Raw genomic sequence first — 17,181 nt, 5'->3', positions numbered from 1 at the left:
ATGGTCTGCTGCCCGACGCTCCGCAGCGGATCAGGCGCGTAGCCGAAGTCCCCGAGGCGTCACAGTGAACCCGGCCGCCGCCAACGCCTCACCCAGGACGCTGTCGTGCACCGCCTCGCCGTCGGCCCGTTCCACGCTGAGGCTGCCGAGCGCGCCACCGCGTACGGCCTCGGCGAGAGCCTTGGTAGCCGGCGTGAGCTGCTCTTCGGCGAAGGTCAGCAGCGTACGCCCGCCACGCTCGACGTAGAGGGCGAGGTCGCCGTCGACGAGCACCACGAGCGCACCCGCCTTGCGACCGGGCCGGTGCCCGCCGTCGGCCGGGGGCCAGTCGAGCGCTGCGCCGTAAGGGTTGGCCGGATCAGTCGCCGCGAGCACCTGAGCCGGGAACGTGCGGTCGGCGTACGAGCGGAGGCGGTCGACCGCACCGGGCAGGGCGAACTGCGCCGCTCCCAGTCCTTCGACGAAGTACCCCCGGCGGGCCGCGCCCCGTTCTTCGAGGCCGGCGAGGACGGGGTAGACGGCGGCGAAGCCGCCGGGCTGACCTTCGGCCGCCACTGCGCCCCGAGTGACGACGCCGTGCCGTTCCAGCAACGAGTCGGCGAGGGCGGCTGCGCGTCGAGTGGGATCGAGGTCACGGTCGGCGACGAGATGCCACCGCCCAGCCACCGTCGGCGGGCCCTGCCGCAAGGTCGTCAGCGAGACGCGTCCGCTGCGCTGGTAGCGCGAACGACCGGGAGCCGGCCGGGACTTGTGGGCTCCCGTGCCGCCGGAGAGCAGCGCTCGCACCGGCGCGAGCGTGTCATTGCCGACAAGGCCCGCCCACACGAGATCCCACAGCGCTTCGACGACTTCGGCTTCGTCGGCGGTCGAAGGTAGCTGCCGGAAGAACAGCGCGCCGCCGCTCAGTGCATCCAAGATGGACTGATGTAGTTCGGGCCACTCCTGATCGAGGGCGGGCGGCAGCAGCAACGGCGCGGAATCGGCGAAGGCCAAGGCGATCCAGCCGTCGTTGCCCTGGATCGGACCGGCCCCGCACCAGACGACCTCGCCGGTGGCGCACAGCTCGTCCAGATCGGACGGTCGATAGCCGTCCACGCGGGCGGGCAGGATCAATCGTTCCAGCGCCGACGCCGGCACCGGTACGCCTTGCAGCTGAGCGATGACGTCGGCGACGCCGTCGAGGCCGTTCCGGCTTCGTCCGATGCCCTGCCACCGGGAGAGGAACCGGCCGAGAACCCGGGGCGGCACCGGCTCGATTTCCTTGCGCAGCGCCGCCAGCGACCTGCGCCGAAGCATCCGGAGGACCTCGGCGTCACACCATTCGACGTGACCGCCGTCGGAAGCCGCGGTGAACTCGCCCGACACGACCCGGCCGGTCGCGGCGAGCCGGCGGAGCGTGTGGTCGACGACGGCCACCCCGAGACCCAGGCGCGCTGCGCAGTCCTCGGCCCGGAACGGCCCGTGCGTACGCGCGTATCGGCTGATCAGGTCGGTGAGCGGGTCGGGGACGGGGGCGGTGAACGCAGCGGGCAGACCCGGTGGCAGCGCCACTCCGAGGGCGTCGCGATAGCGGCCGGCGTCCTCGGCGAGGATGTAGCAGTCCTGGGCGGCGACGCGTACGCGGACGATCCGGTTGGCCCGTTCCAATGGGGGCAGCCACTCGAAGGCAGCACCGAGCGCGCTCAGTTCGTCCAGGGTCAGCTCGCCCAGCTGGCGCAGCACCTCGACGACGTCCTCGCCGTCGCGCAGCTGCCGCTCGGCCCACCGCAAGCGCTGCGAGACCGCTTCGATGACCGCGGGATCGAGCAGTTCCCGCAGTTCCACCCGGCCGAGCAACTCGGCGAGCAGCGTCGGGTCGAGCGACAGGGCCGCCGCCCGGCGTTCGGCCAGCGGGACGTCCTCGCCGTAGAGGAATGCGCCGACGTAGCCGAAGAGCAGTGATCGCGCGAACGGCGACGGCTTGGCCGTGGTCACGTCGATGAGGCGTACGCGTCGGGCAGCGACCGAGCGCATCAGGTCGGTCAGGGCGGGCAGGTCGAAGACGTCGCGCAGGCACTCGCGAGCCGCCTCCAGGGTGACCGGGAAGTCGGGGAAGTCCCGGGCGACGTCGAGCAGCTGGGCAGCGCGCTGACGTTGCTGCCACAACGGTTGCCGCTTGCCCGGATCGCGCCGGGGCAACAGCAGCGAGCGTGCGGCGCATTCGCGGAACCGCGACGCGAACAGGGCCGAGCCGCCGACCGCGTCGGCCACGATCATCGAGATCTCTTCGGCGTCGAAGACGAGGTCGGCCGCGCCGGGCGGCTCCTCCGCGCCCTCGGGGAGCCGGATGACGATGCCGTCGTCGGCCGCGTGGACCTGAGCGTCGACGCCGAGCCGCTCGGAAAGCCGCTGCCCGATGGCCAGCGCCCAGGGCGCGTTGACCGGTGCCCCGAGTACGCAGTGCAGCACGATCCGCCAGTCGCCGAGCTCGTCCCGGAACCGCTCGACGAGGACGGTGCGATCGTCGGGCAGGTGCCGAGTCGCCTCGCGCTGCTCCGCCAGGTACGCCGACAGGTTCTCCCGGGCCGCCGGATCGAGTCCATCCACATCGGAGGGCTGGCGGAGGAAGGTGCCGATGGCCTTGCCGAGCTCGACCGGCCGCCCGGCCTGGTCGCCCTTCCAGAACGGCAGCCGGGCCGGTTGGCCGGGAGCCGGCGACACCAGTACGCGATCCGGCGTGATCTCCTCGATCCGCCACGAACTAGTGCCGAGGGCGAAGACGTCGCCGACCCGGGACTCGTAGACCATCTCCTCGTCGAGTTCGCCGACGCGGGCGGGTTTCGCCGATCCCGCGAGGAAGACGCCGAACAGCCCCCGGTCGGGGATGGTGCCACCGCTGGTCACGGCCAGCCGCTGGTTGCCCGGACGTCCGGTGATCCGGTCGGTGGCGCGGTCCCAGACGATCCGCGGCCGCAGTTCGGCGAAGGCGGTCGACGGATATCGGCCGGAAAGCATGTCGAGGACGGAGTGCAGGGCCGAATCGGGCAGCTCCGCGAACGGGGCGGCCCGCCGGACGAGGGTGGCGGCGTCGGCGACCGTCCACTCGTCAAGCGCCGTCATGGCCACGATGTGCTGCGCCAGGACGTCTAGGGGGCTGTGCAGGTAGTCCAGCGACTCCAGGGTGCCGCCGACCATCCGCCGCGAGACCACGGCCGAGGTGAGCAGATCGCCGCGGTGCATGGGGAAGACCACGCCGCGCGAGATCGCGCCCACCTGGTGCCCGGCCCGGCCGACGCGCTGCAACCCGGCCGAGACGCTGGGCGGCGCGCCGACCTGCACGACGAGGTCGACCGAGCCCATGTCGATGCCGAGTTCGAGGCTGGAGGTGGCGACGACGGCGGGCAGTCGCCCCGACTTCAGCTCCTCCTCGATGTGCTTTCGCTCCTCTTTGGACACCGAACCGTGGTGAGCCCGCGCGATCACGCCTGGCGCTCCGTAACCCGCGCCGGCCTGCGCCATGATCTGCGCCGGCATCTGGATCGCGCGATCGAGGTCTTCTACCGCCAGCTCGTTGAGCCGGGCGCACAGCCGCTCCGCGCCCCGCCGCGAGTTGGTGAAGACGATGGTCGAGCGATGCCCCTTGATCAGCTCGTAGACCCGATCCTCGACCGCGGGCCAGATCGACGCGCGCCGGGGACCCTCGTCGTCGGCACGTCCCTCGTCGAGCGCCGTCATGTCCTCGACCGGCACCTCGACCGAGACCTCGATCGTCTTCGCCGTCGGCGGTTGGACGACCGCCACCGGCGCGGCCCCGCCGAGGAACCGGGCCGCCACCTCGGTCGGCTGGACGGTCGCGGACAGCCCGATCCGTTGGGCCGGCCGGGCGAGTAGTGCGTCGAGGCGCTCCAGCGACAGCGCCAGGTGAGCGCCGCGCTTCGTCCCCGCGACCGCATGGACCTCGTCGAGGATCACCGTCTCGACGCCCCGCAGCGCTTCCCGGGCCTGCGATGTGAGCAGCAGGAACAGCGACTCGGGCGTGGTGATCAGGATGTCGGCCGGGCGCTTGGCGAACACCCGTCGCTCGTCGGCCGGGGTGTCACCGGTACGCATCGCCACCGTCACCGCGGGCTCGGTCAGCCCGAGCCGGTCGGCGGCATGCCGGATGCCGGTCAGCGGCGTCCGCAGGTTGCGCTCGACGTCGACCGCCAGCGCCTTCAGCGGGCTCACGTAGAGCACTCGGCAGCGCTTCTCCGGCTCGGCCGGCACCGGCTCGTGGGCCAGCCGGTCCAGGGCCCACAGAAAGGCCGCGAGCGTCTTGCCGGAACCCGTCGGAGCCACCACCAGGGCATGATTGCCCGCCGCCACAGCCTGCCACGCACCCGCCTGGGCGGCGGTGGGGGCGGCGAAGGCGGTCGAGAACCACTCCCGGGTCGCCGGGCCGAACAGCTCCAGCACGTCGGTCACGCCATCCATCCTGCCCCGAGCCCCTGACAATCGGCAGCATGACCAAAATCGTCCGCCTTGCAAGTCTTGCCCGTTTCGTGACGCTCGGTTACCGTCGTAAAGACGTTGAGTAGTCCATCGAACCAGCCTGGGGGTCTGAGCAATGGACGACCGTCGAATCCGCCCGCGCCGCACCGCCGCCCACGAATCAGACGTCCTCCTCCGCCAGCTCGACGGTCACCTGGCCTGGGTCCAGGTCCGCGCCCCGCACGACCTGCCGCTCGCCGAACGCATCGCGGTCACCCTGCGCCGATTGGTCGCGGAGACGTCTCGCTCCAGTGCCGCGGATCGAGCGATGGTACGCGCAGCGGTGCACTTCGTCGTCGTCAGGCGGCATCGCAGCCAACAGCGCTTCGCCCGGCGGCCTGTGAGCGCCGACGTTCCTGTCCTCAACGAGATCGTCACCGCTCTTGGTCGTGGGGATCTCGCTCTCGCTCTTACCTGACCTTCGGTTGCCCTTCGTTCGGTGTGGTGTTGGAAGAGCGCGCCGAAGAGGGTGGGGGTTGGGCCTCGTTCGTTGGCCGCCATGATCAACGGAGAAAATGTGGTGCCATCACGCCGCGAAACTTCCGCTGATCATGGCAACGCAGCGTCAGGCGAGCCTGGGGCGCAGCCGCGCTCGCAAAGCGGACTGCGCGGCAGGCCACTCCTCGGCCGTCAGGCCGAAGACGTAGGTGTCCCGCCAGGTGCCGTCGAGCAGCTTCTTGTGCCGCCGCAGCACGCCTTCCCGGGTCGCACCCAGCCGTTCGATCGCCGCATGCGACCGCTCATTCTTCGAGTTGGCCTCCCACTGCACCCGTACGCACCCCAGGGTGTCGAAGGCGTGCTGGAGCAGGAGCAGCTTCGACTCCGTGTTGATCCCGGTACGCCACCAGCGCCGCCCGAGGGTGGTGATGCCGATGATGACGGAGCGGTTGTGCGGGTCGACTCCGTAGAACGACGTAGTGCCGACGATCTCGCCGGTGACCGCATCCCGCTGCACCCAGGGCACCCGCGCTCCGCGTACATGTTGGTCTTCGGCGTCGGCGACGAGCCGGGCCATCTCCTCGACCGTGCGCGGGGTGTCGTTGAGCAGGTAGCGCCATACCTCCTCGTCCTGGCCGACGGCGGCGAACAGGCCCGGCGCGTGGGACAAGTCGAGGCGTTCGAGGACCACGTGTTCGCCCTTGAGCGTCGGCGCTTCGTGCCACTCGCTGGGGACGGTACGCAGATAGTCGGGCAGGGGAGCGGTGACCCCGGCGTCCCGCTCGGCAGTGCCGACGACCGTACGCATCGGCACGACACCGGCCCAGTGTGGCAGCCCGAGATCTTCGGCGTCGTCCACGACCCCACCGGTACGCCCACGGACGCTGACCTCGGTCAGATCGAGCCGCAGAACGGCGGTCTGCGCCGACTCCTTGGCGGTCGGCGGACGCGTGTCGGCCGCCCGGCCGGGGCCGACCTTCTCGGTCAGCGCGGTGAACGCCAGATCGCGTTCGGCCGGGTCGGTGACCGGGATCGCGACTCCGTGCGCCACCAGCGACCGGTAGTTGGCGCTGTGGTTGAACTGCGACCGGGCCAGGACCAGGCCGTCGAGGTGGGTGACGCTCAGGCAGACCGGCAGCCCCTCGGCGCGGCCACCCAGGCCCACCCGGGATCCGGTCGAGAAGTGCACGTAGACGACGTCGTCCACGCGTACGAACAGGGTCGGGAGGGCGCGCGGCTCGTCGCCGACGATGAACGACAGTGTGCAGAACCAGGCCTCGTCCAGAATGGCGTGCGCCTCCTCGCGGGAGTAGCTCATCCGCTCCTTCTCGCGAAGACTGGTGGTCCGAGGGGTTTTGGCGTACATGAGGTCCCACCTAATGCTCATTGTTCTGGTACAGTCTTGAAACTGTGGCAGTACAGTATCAGATCGCCGGGAAGACCGCAGCCGAGATCGTCCGCAGCGTGGAGGACGGCGTGCGTACGGGTGCGCTGCGAGCAGGCGACCTGCTGCCGACGGTACGGGCCCTCGCGGCCGAGCTGAGCGTCGCGACCAATACTGCGGCGGCGGCGTACCAGCAGCTGCGTCAGCGGGGGATCGTGGAGACGCAGGGCCGCCACGGCACTCGCGTACGCCCCGAGCCGCCGATCTCGGCCGATCGCAGCAGCCGCGGTCCGGTCGTGCCGGACGGCGTACTCGATCTGGCCGTAGGCGAGCCGAGTCTGCTGCCGGATCTCGGCCCCGCCCTGGCTCACGTCGCGGCGCAGGGCGTGACCGCGAATTACCGGGATGCCGGTGTGCTGCCCGAGTTGGCCGAGCGGGCCCGCGAGCGGCTGCCGGATCTTCCCCCCGACGCCGCGCTCACCGTCGTCGGCGGCGCGCTGGACGGGCTCGATCTGCTGTTCGGCACGGCGCTGCGACCCGGAGACCAGGTCGGCGTGGAGGATCCCGGCTGGGCGGCCTCGCTGGATCTGGCGGCGGCGCACGGCCTGTCGGTGGTCCCCATCCCGGTCGACGACGACGGCCCGACGCCGCAAGGTATGCGAGACGCCCTGCACAAGGGCGTCAAGGCGGTCATCGTCACCACCCGGGCGCAGAACCCGACCGGCGCGGCCGTGACCACCAAGCGTGCCAAGCATCTGGCCACCGAGCTGAGGGACAGGGACGTCCTGCTGATCGAGGACGACCATGCCGGCGAACTGGCCGGCGTCCCGCTCGCCACGCTGGCCGGGGTGACGCCGCGGTGGGCCTTCCTGCGCAGCGCGTCCAAGCCGTACGGGCCAGATCTGCGGATCGCCGTGCTCGCCGGCGATCCCGCCACGGTCGCCCGCGTCGAGGGACGGCGACGGCTCGGCGCGGGCTGGGTCTCCACCGTGCTGCAACGCACCCTCGTCCGGGTGTGGGAGACGGTCGACACGTCCGCCGCCGCCCGGGAGTACGACGCCCGCCGCGACGCGCTCGTCGGCGCGCTGCGCGCGAGAGGCTTCACCGCGCACGGCCGGACCGGCATCAACGTGTGGGTTCCCGTCGACGACGAGACCCGAGTCCTCACCGCGCTTCGCGATTCCGGTTACGCGGTCGCCCCCGGCAGCTTGCACCGAGTGGCCAGTCCGCCCGGCGTACGAGTAACCATCGCGAACTTGACCCAAGCGGACATCGAGCCCTTCGCGGACGCCTTCGCGGCGGCGGCGACCGGCGGACGCTGGACGGTCTGACCTGCACCGGAGCGGGTTGGCATCACCGCCGGATGATCGTCAAGGGTAGGGTGACAGATCCACCCTCACTCCTTACCCCTCGGAGCATCCGAAGTGTCGTCTGTCGATGTCGTGCGCATTCAGCGCCGCACGGTGCGCGTCCTGGTCGCCAACGAGATCGTCAGCGGCCTCGGCGTGGCCATCGGCATCTCGGTCGGCGCGCTGCTCACCAAGGAGATGGTCGGCACCGCGCTGTCCGGCGTGGCGCAGAGCGTGGCGGTGGTCGGCGCGGCCCTGAGCGCGCTGCCGGCCAGCCGCATCATGAACCGGTACGGCCGCCGTCCGGGCCTGGCGCTGTCCTATCTGGTCGGTGCGGCCGGTGCGATCACGGTGGTCGCCGCGGCGGCCGGGCGGCACATCGCGCTGCTGATCGTCGGGATGTTCCTGTTCGGGGCCGGTAACACCGGGAAGTATCAATCGCGCTACGCGGCGGCCGACCTGGCCCGGCCGGAGAAGCGCGGGCGGCAGCTGTCCTGGGTGATCTGGGCGTCGACGATCGGCGCGGTGGCCGGGCCGAACCTCGCGGCACCGGTCGGCCGGCTCGTGGCGGGCACCGGGATCCCCACTCTGGCCGCGCCCTATCTCGCCTCGGCCGCGACCTTCCTGGCCTGCGCGGTCTGGATTCTGGCCGTGCTGCGGCCGGACCCGCTCAAGCTGGCCAAACAGCTCGCGCCCACGCCGTTGCCCGTGATCGAGCCGGTCGGTTCGGGCGCGGTCGCGACGGTGGCCCCGCCGGTCACGACGGCGACACGGGTCACCTTCCGCGAGGCCGCGGCGGTGGTCTGGTCGGTGACCGGCGCGCGGCTCGGCCTCGTCGCTACCGCCCTGGGCCATCTGGTGATGGTCGGCGTCATGTCCATGACGCCTATCCACATCGGGCAGACGCATCACGGCACCGCCTCACTGACCATCGTCGGGTTCGTGATCGGCCTGCACATCGCGGGCATGTACGGCCTGTCCCCGCTGGTCGGCTGGGCCACCGACCGGCTCGGGCCGCGGCGGGTCATTCTGGCGGGGGTGGTCCTGCTGGTCGCGGCCTGTGCGGTCGCGGGCGCCTCCGGCGATGATGTGGTACGCCTGACGCTGGGCCTGATTCTGCTGGGTCAGGGCTGGTCGTGCACGATGGTGGCCGGTTCGACGCTGTTCGCCGCGAGCGTCCCGCTGCCGGTCAAGGCGGCCGCCCAGGGATTGTCCGACCTGACGACCGGGGTGGCCGGAGCGTCGGCGGGACTGCTGTCCGGAGTGATCGTGCAGTACGCCTCCTACGGAGTGCTCACATTGCTGGCGGCGTTCGCGGTGGTGCCGTTGCTGGCGCTCGTGCTGCGAACGGGGCAGGCTGGGTCGACAGACGTGACGATGAGCGGACGGTGAGCATGAAGCTGAGCGACTTCTGGCGGCGGATGGGGGAGTCCTTCGGTCCCGCGTACGCCCGATCGGTGGCGGCCGATCAGGTGTTGCCGCAGCTCGGCCAGACGGTCGACGACGCACTGCGGTCCGGGGTCGAGACGGTCACCGTGTGGCGGGCCGTCGTGGCGACTTACCCCGACCGGGTGCCGTCCCGGCTGCGATAGCGTGTCAAGGTAGCGCATAGTACAGGTGTACGGGTATCGTCCTCGATCGGGACTCGATCCGGACTCGGTCCGGACGATCGGCGGGGTGGCGCGGTTTTGTCAGACCCGGCGCATAACGTGTCCGGCGTGACGAAGAGCTCGACGGTGAAGGCCCCCTCGAAGGCGGGCCAACAAGGGGTGGCAGGCATGGCTGTGACTAGTCCTGATAAGACGAAGGCACTCGATCTAGCGCTGGCGCAGATCGAGAAGGCCCATGGCAAGGGTTCCGTGATGCGCCTCGGCGAGCGCCCGCAGGTGCAGATGGCGGTGATTCCGACCGGTTCGATCGCCCTCGACGTGGCGCTGGGCGTCGGCGGGCTGCCGCGGGGCCGGATCGTGGAGATCTACGGCCCGGAGGCGTCGGGTAAGACCTCGCTGGCCCTGCACGCCATTGCCAATGCGCAGCGCAGTGGCGGCATCGCCGCGATCGTCGACGCCGAGCACGCGCTCGACCCGGAGTACGCGCGGGCTCTCGGAGTCGACACCGACGCGTTGCTGGTCTCCCAGCCCGACACCGGTGAGCAGGCGCTGGAGATCGCGGACATGCTGGTCCGCTCCGGCGCGCTCGACCTGATCGTGATCGACTCGGTGGCCGCCCTCGTGCCGCGGGCCGAGATCGAGGGCGAGATGGGTGACAGCCACGTCGGTCTGCAGGCCCGGCTGATGAGCCAGGCGCTGCGGAAGATGACCGGTGCGCTCAACAACACGAACACCACCGCGATCTTCATCAACCAGCTGCGCGAGAAGATCGGCGTCATGTTCGGCTCGCCCGAGACCACCACGGGTGGTAAGGCGCTGAAGTTCTACGCGTCGGTGCGGCTGGACGTCCGCCGCATCGAGAGCCTGAAGGACGGCACCGAGGTCGTCGGCAACCGGACCCGGGTCAAGGTCGTGAAGAACAAGGTGTCGAGCCCGTTCCGGCAGGCCGAGTTCGACATCATGTACGGCAAGGGCATCTCCCGTGAGGGCTCGCTGATCGACGTCGGCGTGGAGCAGAGCATCATCCGCAAGGCCGGTGCCTGGTACACGTACGAGGGCGACCAGCTCGGCCAGGGCAAGGAGAAGGCGCGGGAGTTCCTCAAGGAGAACCCCGACGTCGCCGCCGAGATCGAGAAGAAGATCCTCGAGAAGCTGGGCGTCGGCGTGAACGCGGGCAACGACGAGGCCGGTGGCCCCGCGCTGCCGCCCGTCGACTTCTGATCTCTTCGCACCAACCTGGGGGCGTGGGCGCTGCTTGTCGGCGGCCGCGCCCCTTTTGCGTCAGCGGGAGGATCGGTTGATCTTGGCGAGAAAATGTCGCTATAGCGACCCGAACTCGCCAAGATCAAGTCGCGCCCCGACTGACGGAGAGCACGGAGGGGGAGTCGGATGACGATTCGAGGGCGTACGGGGCGGGGATGGGACGCCGCCACGCCGAGACCGCCCCGCCGGTCCCGGAAACGGCCGGTGGAGCCGGAGAACGATCCCGACCTGTGGGGGCCGGACCCCGAAGCCGCCGAGGTCGCACCGGAGAGACGGCAGCCGCGTGAGGAGAAGAAGCCCGAACCGCCGAAGGACGAGCGAGAACGCGCCCGGGAGATCTGCCTGAACCAGCTCGGCGTACGCCCCCGGACCCGGTCGGAGCTGGCCACGGCGATGACGAAGCGCGGCATCAGCGCCGAGATCGTCGAGGAGGTGCTCGACCGCTACGACGAGGTCGGCATCATCGACGACGCCGCCTTCGCCCGTGCCTGGGTCGAGTCGAGGCACTACGGCAAGGGACTGGCCCGCCGGGCGCTCGGCCAGGAGTTGCGCCGGCGTGGCGTCGACCAGGAGGTCATCAAGGGCGCGCTGGCGGAGCTGGAGGTGGAGACCGAGGAGGTCACCGCCCGTGAGCTCGTCGAACGGAAACTCCGCACGATGCGAGGTGACCCGGAGGCGATGTTCCGCAAGCTGGTCGCCATGCTGGCGCGGAAGGGCTACCCACCAGGCATCGCCTTCCGAGCTGTGAAGGACGTGCTGGCTCAGGTCAGTGACCAGGCGGAGGAGTTCACCGAGGGCCGTAAGGTGTGGGAAATGGGCTGGGAGGCCAAGCAGGAGTGGGCCGAAGGGCTGGCCCTCGAAGCGATGGACTCGGAGGGGGAACGCCCGGATCGTGTCTGATCATGAGTTCTTGACCGAGCGTCCCGTACAACCTAGCCTCGTGGTACGAGGGCGACCTCCGACCACCTTGGGTTAACGCACACAACATAGATCGCGTAACAGTAGAGCAACAGTTTTAGTGTCGATCTGCCTCTCGGCATCGGCTCAGCGCTCGCCTACCTGGGCAAACGTTGATCCGGGCGCGAGTAGCTGACGTGCACCCTCGCCATGGTCGGGCGTCGCGAAACAACGGCGTGTGACGGCGAAGGGAGCGACCCATGAGTCCGCTCGAAGGAGTGCTGACCGGCGCGGTCGTCCTACTCGCCCTCGGTGTCGTCGCGCTGCTCTTTCTCGGCGTACGCGTCGTCAGGCAGCTTGGTGGCGGTAAACCGAGGACGAAGGCCGTCGACGATCATTCGCTGTGGCAGCGACCCATCGCTCAAGAGGACGACGCCGAGTCCCGTCAGATCCACGCGGCCGCCATCGAGGCGGCCGCCGCCTTGGAACAGGCCCGGGCGCTGACCGTCACCGCGCAGCGGGAGGCCAGTTCGGCCCGGGGTGACGCGACGACGGCCAAGGCGGACGCGGCCGCGGCGAAGGCGGAGGCTACGGCGGCCCGGGCCGAGGCACAGCGCATCATCGACACCGCCCACGCCGAGTCCGAGCAGATCCTGGAGCGGGCCAACAAGCAGGCCGAGATCGACGCCGAGCAGACCCGGCAGGCCGCCCGGCGGAGCGCCGAACGGGAGATCGGGCTGCTCACCGCGACCGCGAAGGAGCAGGCCGAGGACGCCGAGCGGCGCGCTCAACGGCTCGACGAACGGGAGCGGCGACACGCCGAGGAGGCGGACCGACTCGCCGAACGGGAGCGCCTGCACGGCGAGGAGGCCGAGCGGCTGGCCGAGCGGGATCGCCGGATCGCCGCCGCCGAACTCGACCTGGTCCGCTGGGAGACCGAGCTCAACAAGCGGTCGGAAGAGCTCGACCGGGCCGAGGAGGCCCGCCGCCGGGAGCTGGAGCGAGTCGCCGGGCTCACCGCCGACAGCGCGAAGGCCGAGCTGGTGGAGGCGGTGGAGGTGCAGGCCAAGCGAGAAGCCGCCCTCCTGATCCGCGACATCGAGAACGACGCCCGCAGCACGGCGGAGCACCGCGCCCGGCACATCGTCGTCGACGCCATCCAGCGAGTGGCCAGCGAGCAGACCGCCGAGAGCGTCGTCAGCGTCCTGCACCTGCCCTCGGACGAGATGAAGGGCCGCATCATCGGCCGCGAAGGCCGCAACATCCGGGCGTTCGAGCAGGTCACCGGCGTGAACCTGATCATCGACGACACGCCCGAGGCGGTGCTGCTGTCCTGTTTCGATCCGGTACGCCGAGAGATCGGCCGGGTCACCCTGGAGAAGCTGGTGCTGGACGGCCGGATCCACCCGCACCGCATCGAAGAGGTCTACGAGACCGCCCGCGACGAGGTCGAGCGGCTGTGTCACCGAGCGGCCGAGGACGCCCTGGTCGAAGTCGGCATCACCGAGATCCACCCGGAGCTGGTGACGATGCTGGGCCGGCTGCGCTACCGGACGTCGTACGGGCAGAACGTGCTGAAGCATCTGGTGGAGACCGCCCACATCGCCGGGATCATGGCCGCCGAACTGCGTCTCGACCCCGCGCTGATCAAGCGGTCGGCCTTCCTGCACGACATCGGCAAGGCGCTCACCCACGAAGTCGAAGGCTCGCATGCGCTCATCGGCGCCGACCTGGCCCGCCGGTGCGGCGAGTCCGAAGAAGTCGTCCACGCCATCGAGGCGCACCACAACGAGGTCGCACCGCAGACCATCGAGGCCGTGCTCACGCAGGCCTCCGACGCGTGCTCCGGCGGGCGGCCGGGGGCTCGGCGGGAGAGCCTGGAGGCCTACGTCAAGCGGCTGGAGCGCATCGAGGAGATCGCCGGCTCCAAGACCGGCGTCGACAAGGTGTTCGCCATGCAGGCCGGGCGGGAGATCCGGGTGATGGTCCGGCCCGAGGACGTCGACGAGATCGGGGCGGCCGTGCTCGCCCGTGACGTCGCGAAGCAGATCGAGGAGGAGCTGACCTACCCCGGTCAGATCCGGGTCACCGTCGTACGCGAGTCGCGGACGACCGAGATCGCCCGCTGACCCCTAGAGCCCGCAGAAACGGAAGATCCACATCCCGTTTCGCGTCAGAATCGGGGCCGATCTCGACACGAAACGGGATGTGGATCATGCGTGCCTAGAGGCTGCCCGCGCCGCCTGCGCCCGCGGAGGCCTCCGCCACAAGCGCGGTAGCAGGCTTGTCGATGGGCTTGAAGCCGCGCCGGGACAGCCGCTTCTGCAGGTACGCCGCAAGCTTCGACAAGGCGTAGTTCACGACGATGTAGATGACGCCGATGGAGAAGTACATCGGGATGCCGATCGCGAGATGCTCGCCCCGGAACGCCTCCACCATCTGCTTGGTGACGCCGAGCGCCTCCTCGTAGGAGATGATGACGCCGCCCAGCGAGGTGTCCTTGAGGATCACGACGACCTGGCTGATCAGGGCCGGCAGCATGACGCGGAACGCCTGCGGGAACATGACGATCCGGGACGACTGCCAAGTGCTGAGGCCGACTGCGCGGGCGGCCTCGTCCTGGCCCTGCGGCAGACCGTCCATTCCGGACCGGATGATCTCGCCGATGACCACGCTGTTGTAGATCGTCAGGCCGATGACCAGGAACCACATGCGGTCGTCGAAGTCGATGCCCCAGATCGGCAGCACCAGGAAGACGAAGTACAGCGTCGTCACGACCGGCGTACCACGGGCGATCTCGACCCAGGCTCGGGTCAGACCCCGCCCCACGAGTACGCCGAATCGGCCGAAGCCGCCGAACGGGGAGCCGGGGAATCGCCGGTGACGCAATTCGCGCAGCTCTCGGCGTACCAAAGCGATCAATGATCCGAGCAGGAGAGACGCGATGATGGACAGGACCGCGGCCTTGAGCGTGTTGAGCCAGCCGTCCCCCCAGCGTTCCCAGACGAGCGAGAAGTACTGGTTGTTCGGGTCGACGATCGGACCCCAGAGCTCGCCCTTGAACTGGCCGGCGTCGGCGAGCGGGCGGTAGATCCAGAGGTAGACCGCGAGCCCGATGAGCGGCACCGCGACGACGCTGCCGATGATCGTCATCGCCTTGGTACGCGGACCGGGCGAGTCGTAGAGGACGCTGCTCATCGGCGGACCGCCTTCTTCTGCGAACGTTCGACGGCGTCCAGCGCCAGGCCGAGGGGAATCGTCATGGTGAGGTAGCCGACTACGACGCCCAGGAAGACCGGGAGGGCGTCGTAGTACTCCTGCGAGACGAGTTCGTCGACGACGCCCATCAGGGTCACGATGACGCCGAAGGCGGCTGCCAGCGCGGAGTTCTTGATCATTGCGATGATCACGCTGCCCAGCGGCACCACCGCGTACTTCCAAGCCTGTGGCAGCACGATGTGCCGGAGGTTCTGCCCGAAGGTCAGCCCGAGCGAGCGGGCCGCTTCGGCCTGGCCGGGCGGGACCGCGCCGATGCCGCTACGCAGCGCCTCGCAGACGAACGCGGCGGTGTAGACCGTCAGCGCGATCGTGGCGAACCGGAAGAAGGGCAGGTCCGTGCCGAGCGGCTTGATCACCGAGGTCAGGCCGGGGATCTTCAGGAAGCCGGCGTTGCTGCCCAGCAACGGCAGGGCGAACGCCGTGAAGAACATGACCACCGTCAGCGGGACGTTGCGGAAGATCGTCACGTACGCCGTCCCGACGCCGCGCAACGGCGGCAGCGGCGCGATGCGCAAGACCGCGACGACGCCGCCCAGGATCAGTGCGCCGATCGCGGCCAGCAGCGACATCTGCAGCGTGCCGAGATAGCCGTCCCAGAAGACGCCGAGCTTTTCGGAGAAGACCTCCACGGCGTGCCCCTTCTCTTTACGGGGCGTGGCCCGGGCTATCCAGCCCGGGCCACGCGGGTTGACTCAGTAGCGCTGGATGGACAGCGCGTCCGGGACCTTGATGAGGTCCTTGATGGACGCATCCCAGGCGGCCTTGTAACGGCCGTCCTTGAACGCCGCCTCGAGGACGTCGTTGATCCAGTCGCGGAAGACCTTGTCGTCCTTCTTCACGCCGATGCCGTAGGGCTCACGGGTGAACGGCTGGCCGAGGACCTTGTACTTGTCCGGCTCCTTGCTCGCGTAGCCCGACAGGATCACGTTGTCCGTGGTCAGCGCGTCGACCTGACCGGCGTTCAGGGCGTCCAGGCACTTCGAGTAGACGTCGAACAGCACCAGCTGGGTGTTCTTGTCCTTGAGGTACTGCTCGATGTTCTTGGCCGGGGTCGAGCCCGTCACGGAGCAGACCTTCTTGTCACCGGCGCGGAAGGTCTCCGGCCCGGCGATCGAGGTGTCGTCCTTCTTGACCAGGATGTCCTGACCGGCGATGAAGTACGGGCCGGCGAAGGAGACCTTCTCCTTGCGGGTGTCGTTGATCGTGTACGTCGCCACGACCAGGTCGACCTTGTCCTGCTGGATGTAGTCCTCGCGGACCTTCGACGTCGACTCGACCCACTCGATCTTGTCGGCGTCGATGCCCAGCTCCTTGGCCAGGATCTTGGCGATCTCGACGTCGAAGCCGGCCGGCTTGCCGTCCAGGCCCTTCAAGCCGAACAGCGGCTGGTCGAACTTCGTGCCGACCTTGATCTTGCCGGCCTTGGCCAGCTTCTCCATGGTCGAACCAGCGGCGAACTTGCTCGAACTCTTGTCATCATCGCTGCCGCCACAAGCGGCCGCGCCGAACGCGAGCGCGGCGGCCAGCGCCACCGCGGCGATGCGCGTCAAACGCATGGTGTCTCCTCCCTCAACACCGCTGGCCGGCATCGGGCCGGCAGCGGAGAACTCTGGTCGTCGCGCTACCCGGCACGATCAGTGCGTCAGCACCTTGCCCAGGAAGTCCCGGGCCCGCTCGGTCTGCGGGTTGGCGAAGAACTCGGCCGGCGTCGCCTGCTCGACGATCTGCCCGTCGGCCATGAAGATGACGCGGTCGGCAGCGTGCCGGGCGAAGCCCATCTCGTGGGTGACCACGATCATCGTCATGCCCTCGCGAGCCAGCGAGGTCATGACGTCCAGCACCTCGCCGACCATCTCCGGGTCGAGAGCGCTCGTCGGCTCGTCGAAGAGCATCGCCTTGGGCCGCATCGCCAGCGCGCGGGCGATCGCGGCGCGCTGCTGCTGGCCGCCCGACAGCTGCGCGGGATGCTTGCCGGCCTGGTCGGCGATGCCGACCCGCTCGAGCAGCTCCATCGCGTGGCCGCGCGCGGCGTCCTTGGTCTCCTTGCGTACCTTCACCGGCCCGAGCGTGACGTTGTCGAGGATCGTCTTGTGGGCGAACAGGTTGAAGGACTGGAAGACCATGCCGACGTCGCTGCGCAGGCGCGCCAGGGCCTTGCCCTCGGCCGGCAGCGGCTGGCCGTCGAACGTGATCGAGCCGGAGTCAATCGTTTCCAACCGGTTGATCGCACGACACAGGGTCGATTTGCCGGAGCCGGAGGGGCCGATGACGACGACCACCTCACCGCGGTTCACCGAGAGGTTGACGTCCCGGAGGACGTGCAGCTTCCCGAACCACTTGTTGACACCGTCCAACTCGATCAGGGTCTGCGGCGCGGCCGGTGACGCAGTGGTCATGCAGATGTCCTCCGAGAGGTGACCGGCGAGGCGCGTCCGTGAGCCGAGCCGGCATG

General features: G+C 69.6%; 13 protein-coding genes. 7 read left to right on the top strand and 6 right to left on the bottom strand.

Translation table 11 applies throughout. From position 1 onward, the window contains the following. Positions 1-30: 30 nt before the first annotated feature. Positions 31-4,452, bottom strand: coding sequence for an ATP-dependent helicase (locus HOV77_RS11225; RefSeq protein WP_290861085.1), 4,422 nt, complete (start codon positions 4,450-4,452; stop codon positions 31-33). A gap of 133 nt (positions 4,453-4,585) precedes the next feature. Here HOV77_RS11225 and HOV77_RS11220 point away from each other — a divergent pair, with 133 nt between their 5' ends. After that, on the top strand, positions 4,586-4,927 hold the full coding sequence (locus tag HOV77_RS11220; RefSeq protein WP_290861083.1) for a hypothetical protein: 342 nt from the start codon (positions 4,586-4,588) through the stop codon (positions 4,925-4,927). A gap of 147 nt (positions 4,928-5,074) precedes the next feature. Here the strand turns inward: HOV77_RS11220 and HOV77_RS11215 are convergent, their stop codons facing one another. Beyond that, complete coding sequence (locus tag HOV77_RS11215) at positions 5,075-6,265, bottom strand: bifunctional pyridoxamine 5'-phosphate oxidase family protein/GNAT family N-acetyltransferase (protein WP_363260030.1); 1,191 nt, start codon at positions 6,263-6,265, stop codon at positions 5,075-5,077. Between the two features lie 92 nt (positions 6,266-6,357). On the opposite strand from HOV77_RS11215, the gene HOV77_RS11210 reads away from it, so the two are divergent. From HOV77_RS11210 to rny, 6 genes are all read left to right on the top strand, one after another. After that, entirely contained in the window at positions 6,358-7,662 is a 1,305-nt protein-coding gene (locus tag HOV77_RS11210) for an aminotransferase class I/II-fold pyridoxal phosphate-dependent enzyme (RefSeq protein WP_290861079.1), read from the top strand. Between the two features lie 93 nt (positions 7,663-7,755). After that, positions 7,756-9,072 (top strand): MFS transporter, encoded by a 1,317-nt coding sequence (locus HOV77_RS11205; protein ID WP_290861077.1) that lies wholly within the window; start codon positions 7,756-7,758, stop codon positions 9,070-9,072. 2 nt (positions 9,073-9,074) lie between these two features. Further along, complete coding sequence (locus tag HOV77_RS11200) at positions 9,075-9,272, top strand: DUF3046 domain-containing protein (RefSeq protein WP_290861164.1); 198 nt, start codon at positions 9,075-9,077, stop codon at positions 9,270-9,272. A gap of 186 nt (positions 9,273-9,458) precedes the next feature. Further along, on the top strand, positions 9,459-10,511 hold the full coding sequence (gene recA / locus HOV77_RS11195; protein ID WP_290861075.1) for a recombinase RecA: 1,053 nt from the start codon (positions 9,459-9,461) through the stop codon (positions 10,509-10,511). 168 nt (positions 10,512-10,679) lie between these two features. Next, positions 10,680-11,453, top strand: coding sequence for a RecX family transcriptional regulator (locus tag HOV77_RS11190; RefSeq protein WP_290861073.1), 774 nt, complete (start codon positions 10,680-10,682; stop codon positions 11,451-11,453). Between the two features lie 257 nt (positions 11,454-11,710). Then, entirely contained in the window at positions 11,711-13,579 is a 1,869-nt protein-coding gene (gene rny / locus HOV77_RS11185; RefSeq protein ID WP_290861071.1) for a ribonuclease Y, read from the top strand. Between the two features lie 94 nt (positions 13,580-13,673). Here the strand turns inward: rny and HOV77_RS11180 are convergent, their stop codons facing one another. From HOV77_RS11180 to HOV77_RS11165, 4 genes are all read right to left on the bottom strand, one after another. Continuing rightward, a complete protein-coding gene (locus HOV77_RS11180) occupies positions 13,674-14,648 on the bottom strand; it encodes an amino acid ABC transporter permease (RefSeq protein ID WP_290861069.1) in 975 nt (324 codons plus the stop codon). Next, positions 14,645-15,358, bottom strand: coding sequence for an amino acid ABC transporter permease (locus HOV77_RS11175; protein WP_290861067.1), 714 nt, complete (start codon positions 15,356-15,358; stop codon positions 14,645-14,647). Before HOV77_RS11175 ends, HOV77_RS11180 begins: the two co-directional genes overlap by 4 nt. Before the next feature lie 63 nt (positions 15,359-15,421). After that, entirely contained in the window at positions 15,422-16,285 is an 864-nt protein-coding gene (locus tag HOV77_RS11170) for a glutamate ABC transporter substrate-binding protein (RefSeq protein WP_290861065.1), read from the bottom strand. A 78-nt stretch (positions 16,286-16,363) separates the two neighbouring features. Continuing rightward, positions 16,364-17,125 carry an amino acid ABC transporter ATP-binding protein gene (locus HOV77_RS11165; protein ID WP_290861063.1) on the bottom strand — a complete coding sequence of 254 codons (762 nt, stop codon included), beginning with the start codon at positions 17,123-17,125 and terminating at the stop codon, positions 16,364-16,366. Positions 17,126-17,181 lie beyond the last annotated feature (56 nt).

This window comes from Hamadaea sp. (assembly GCF_013362815.1).
GTDB lineage: Bacteria > Actinomycetota > Actinomycetes > Mycobacteriales > Micromonosporaceae > Hamadaea.
Note: the sequence above shows the minus strand (reverse complement) of the source record. Positions and strands in the feature narration are given on the sequence as shown.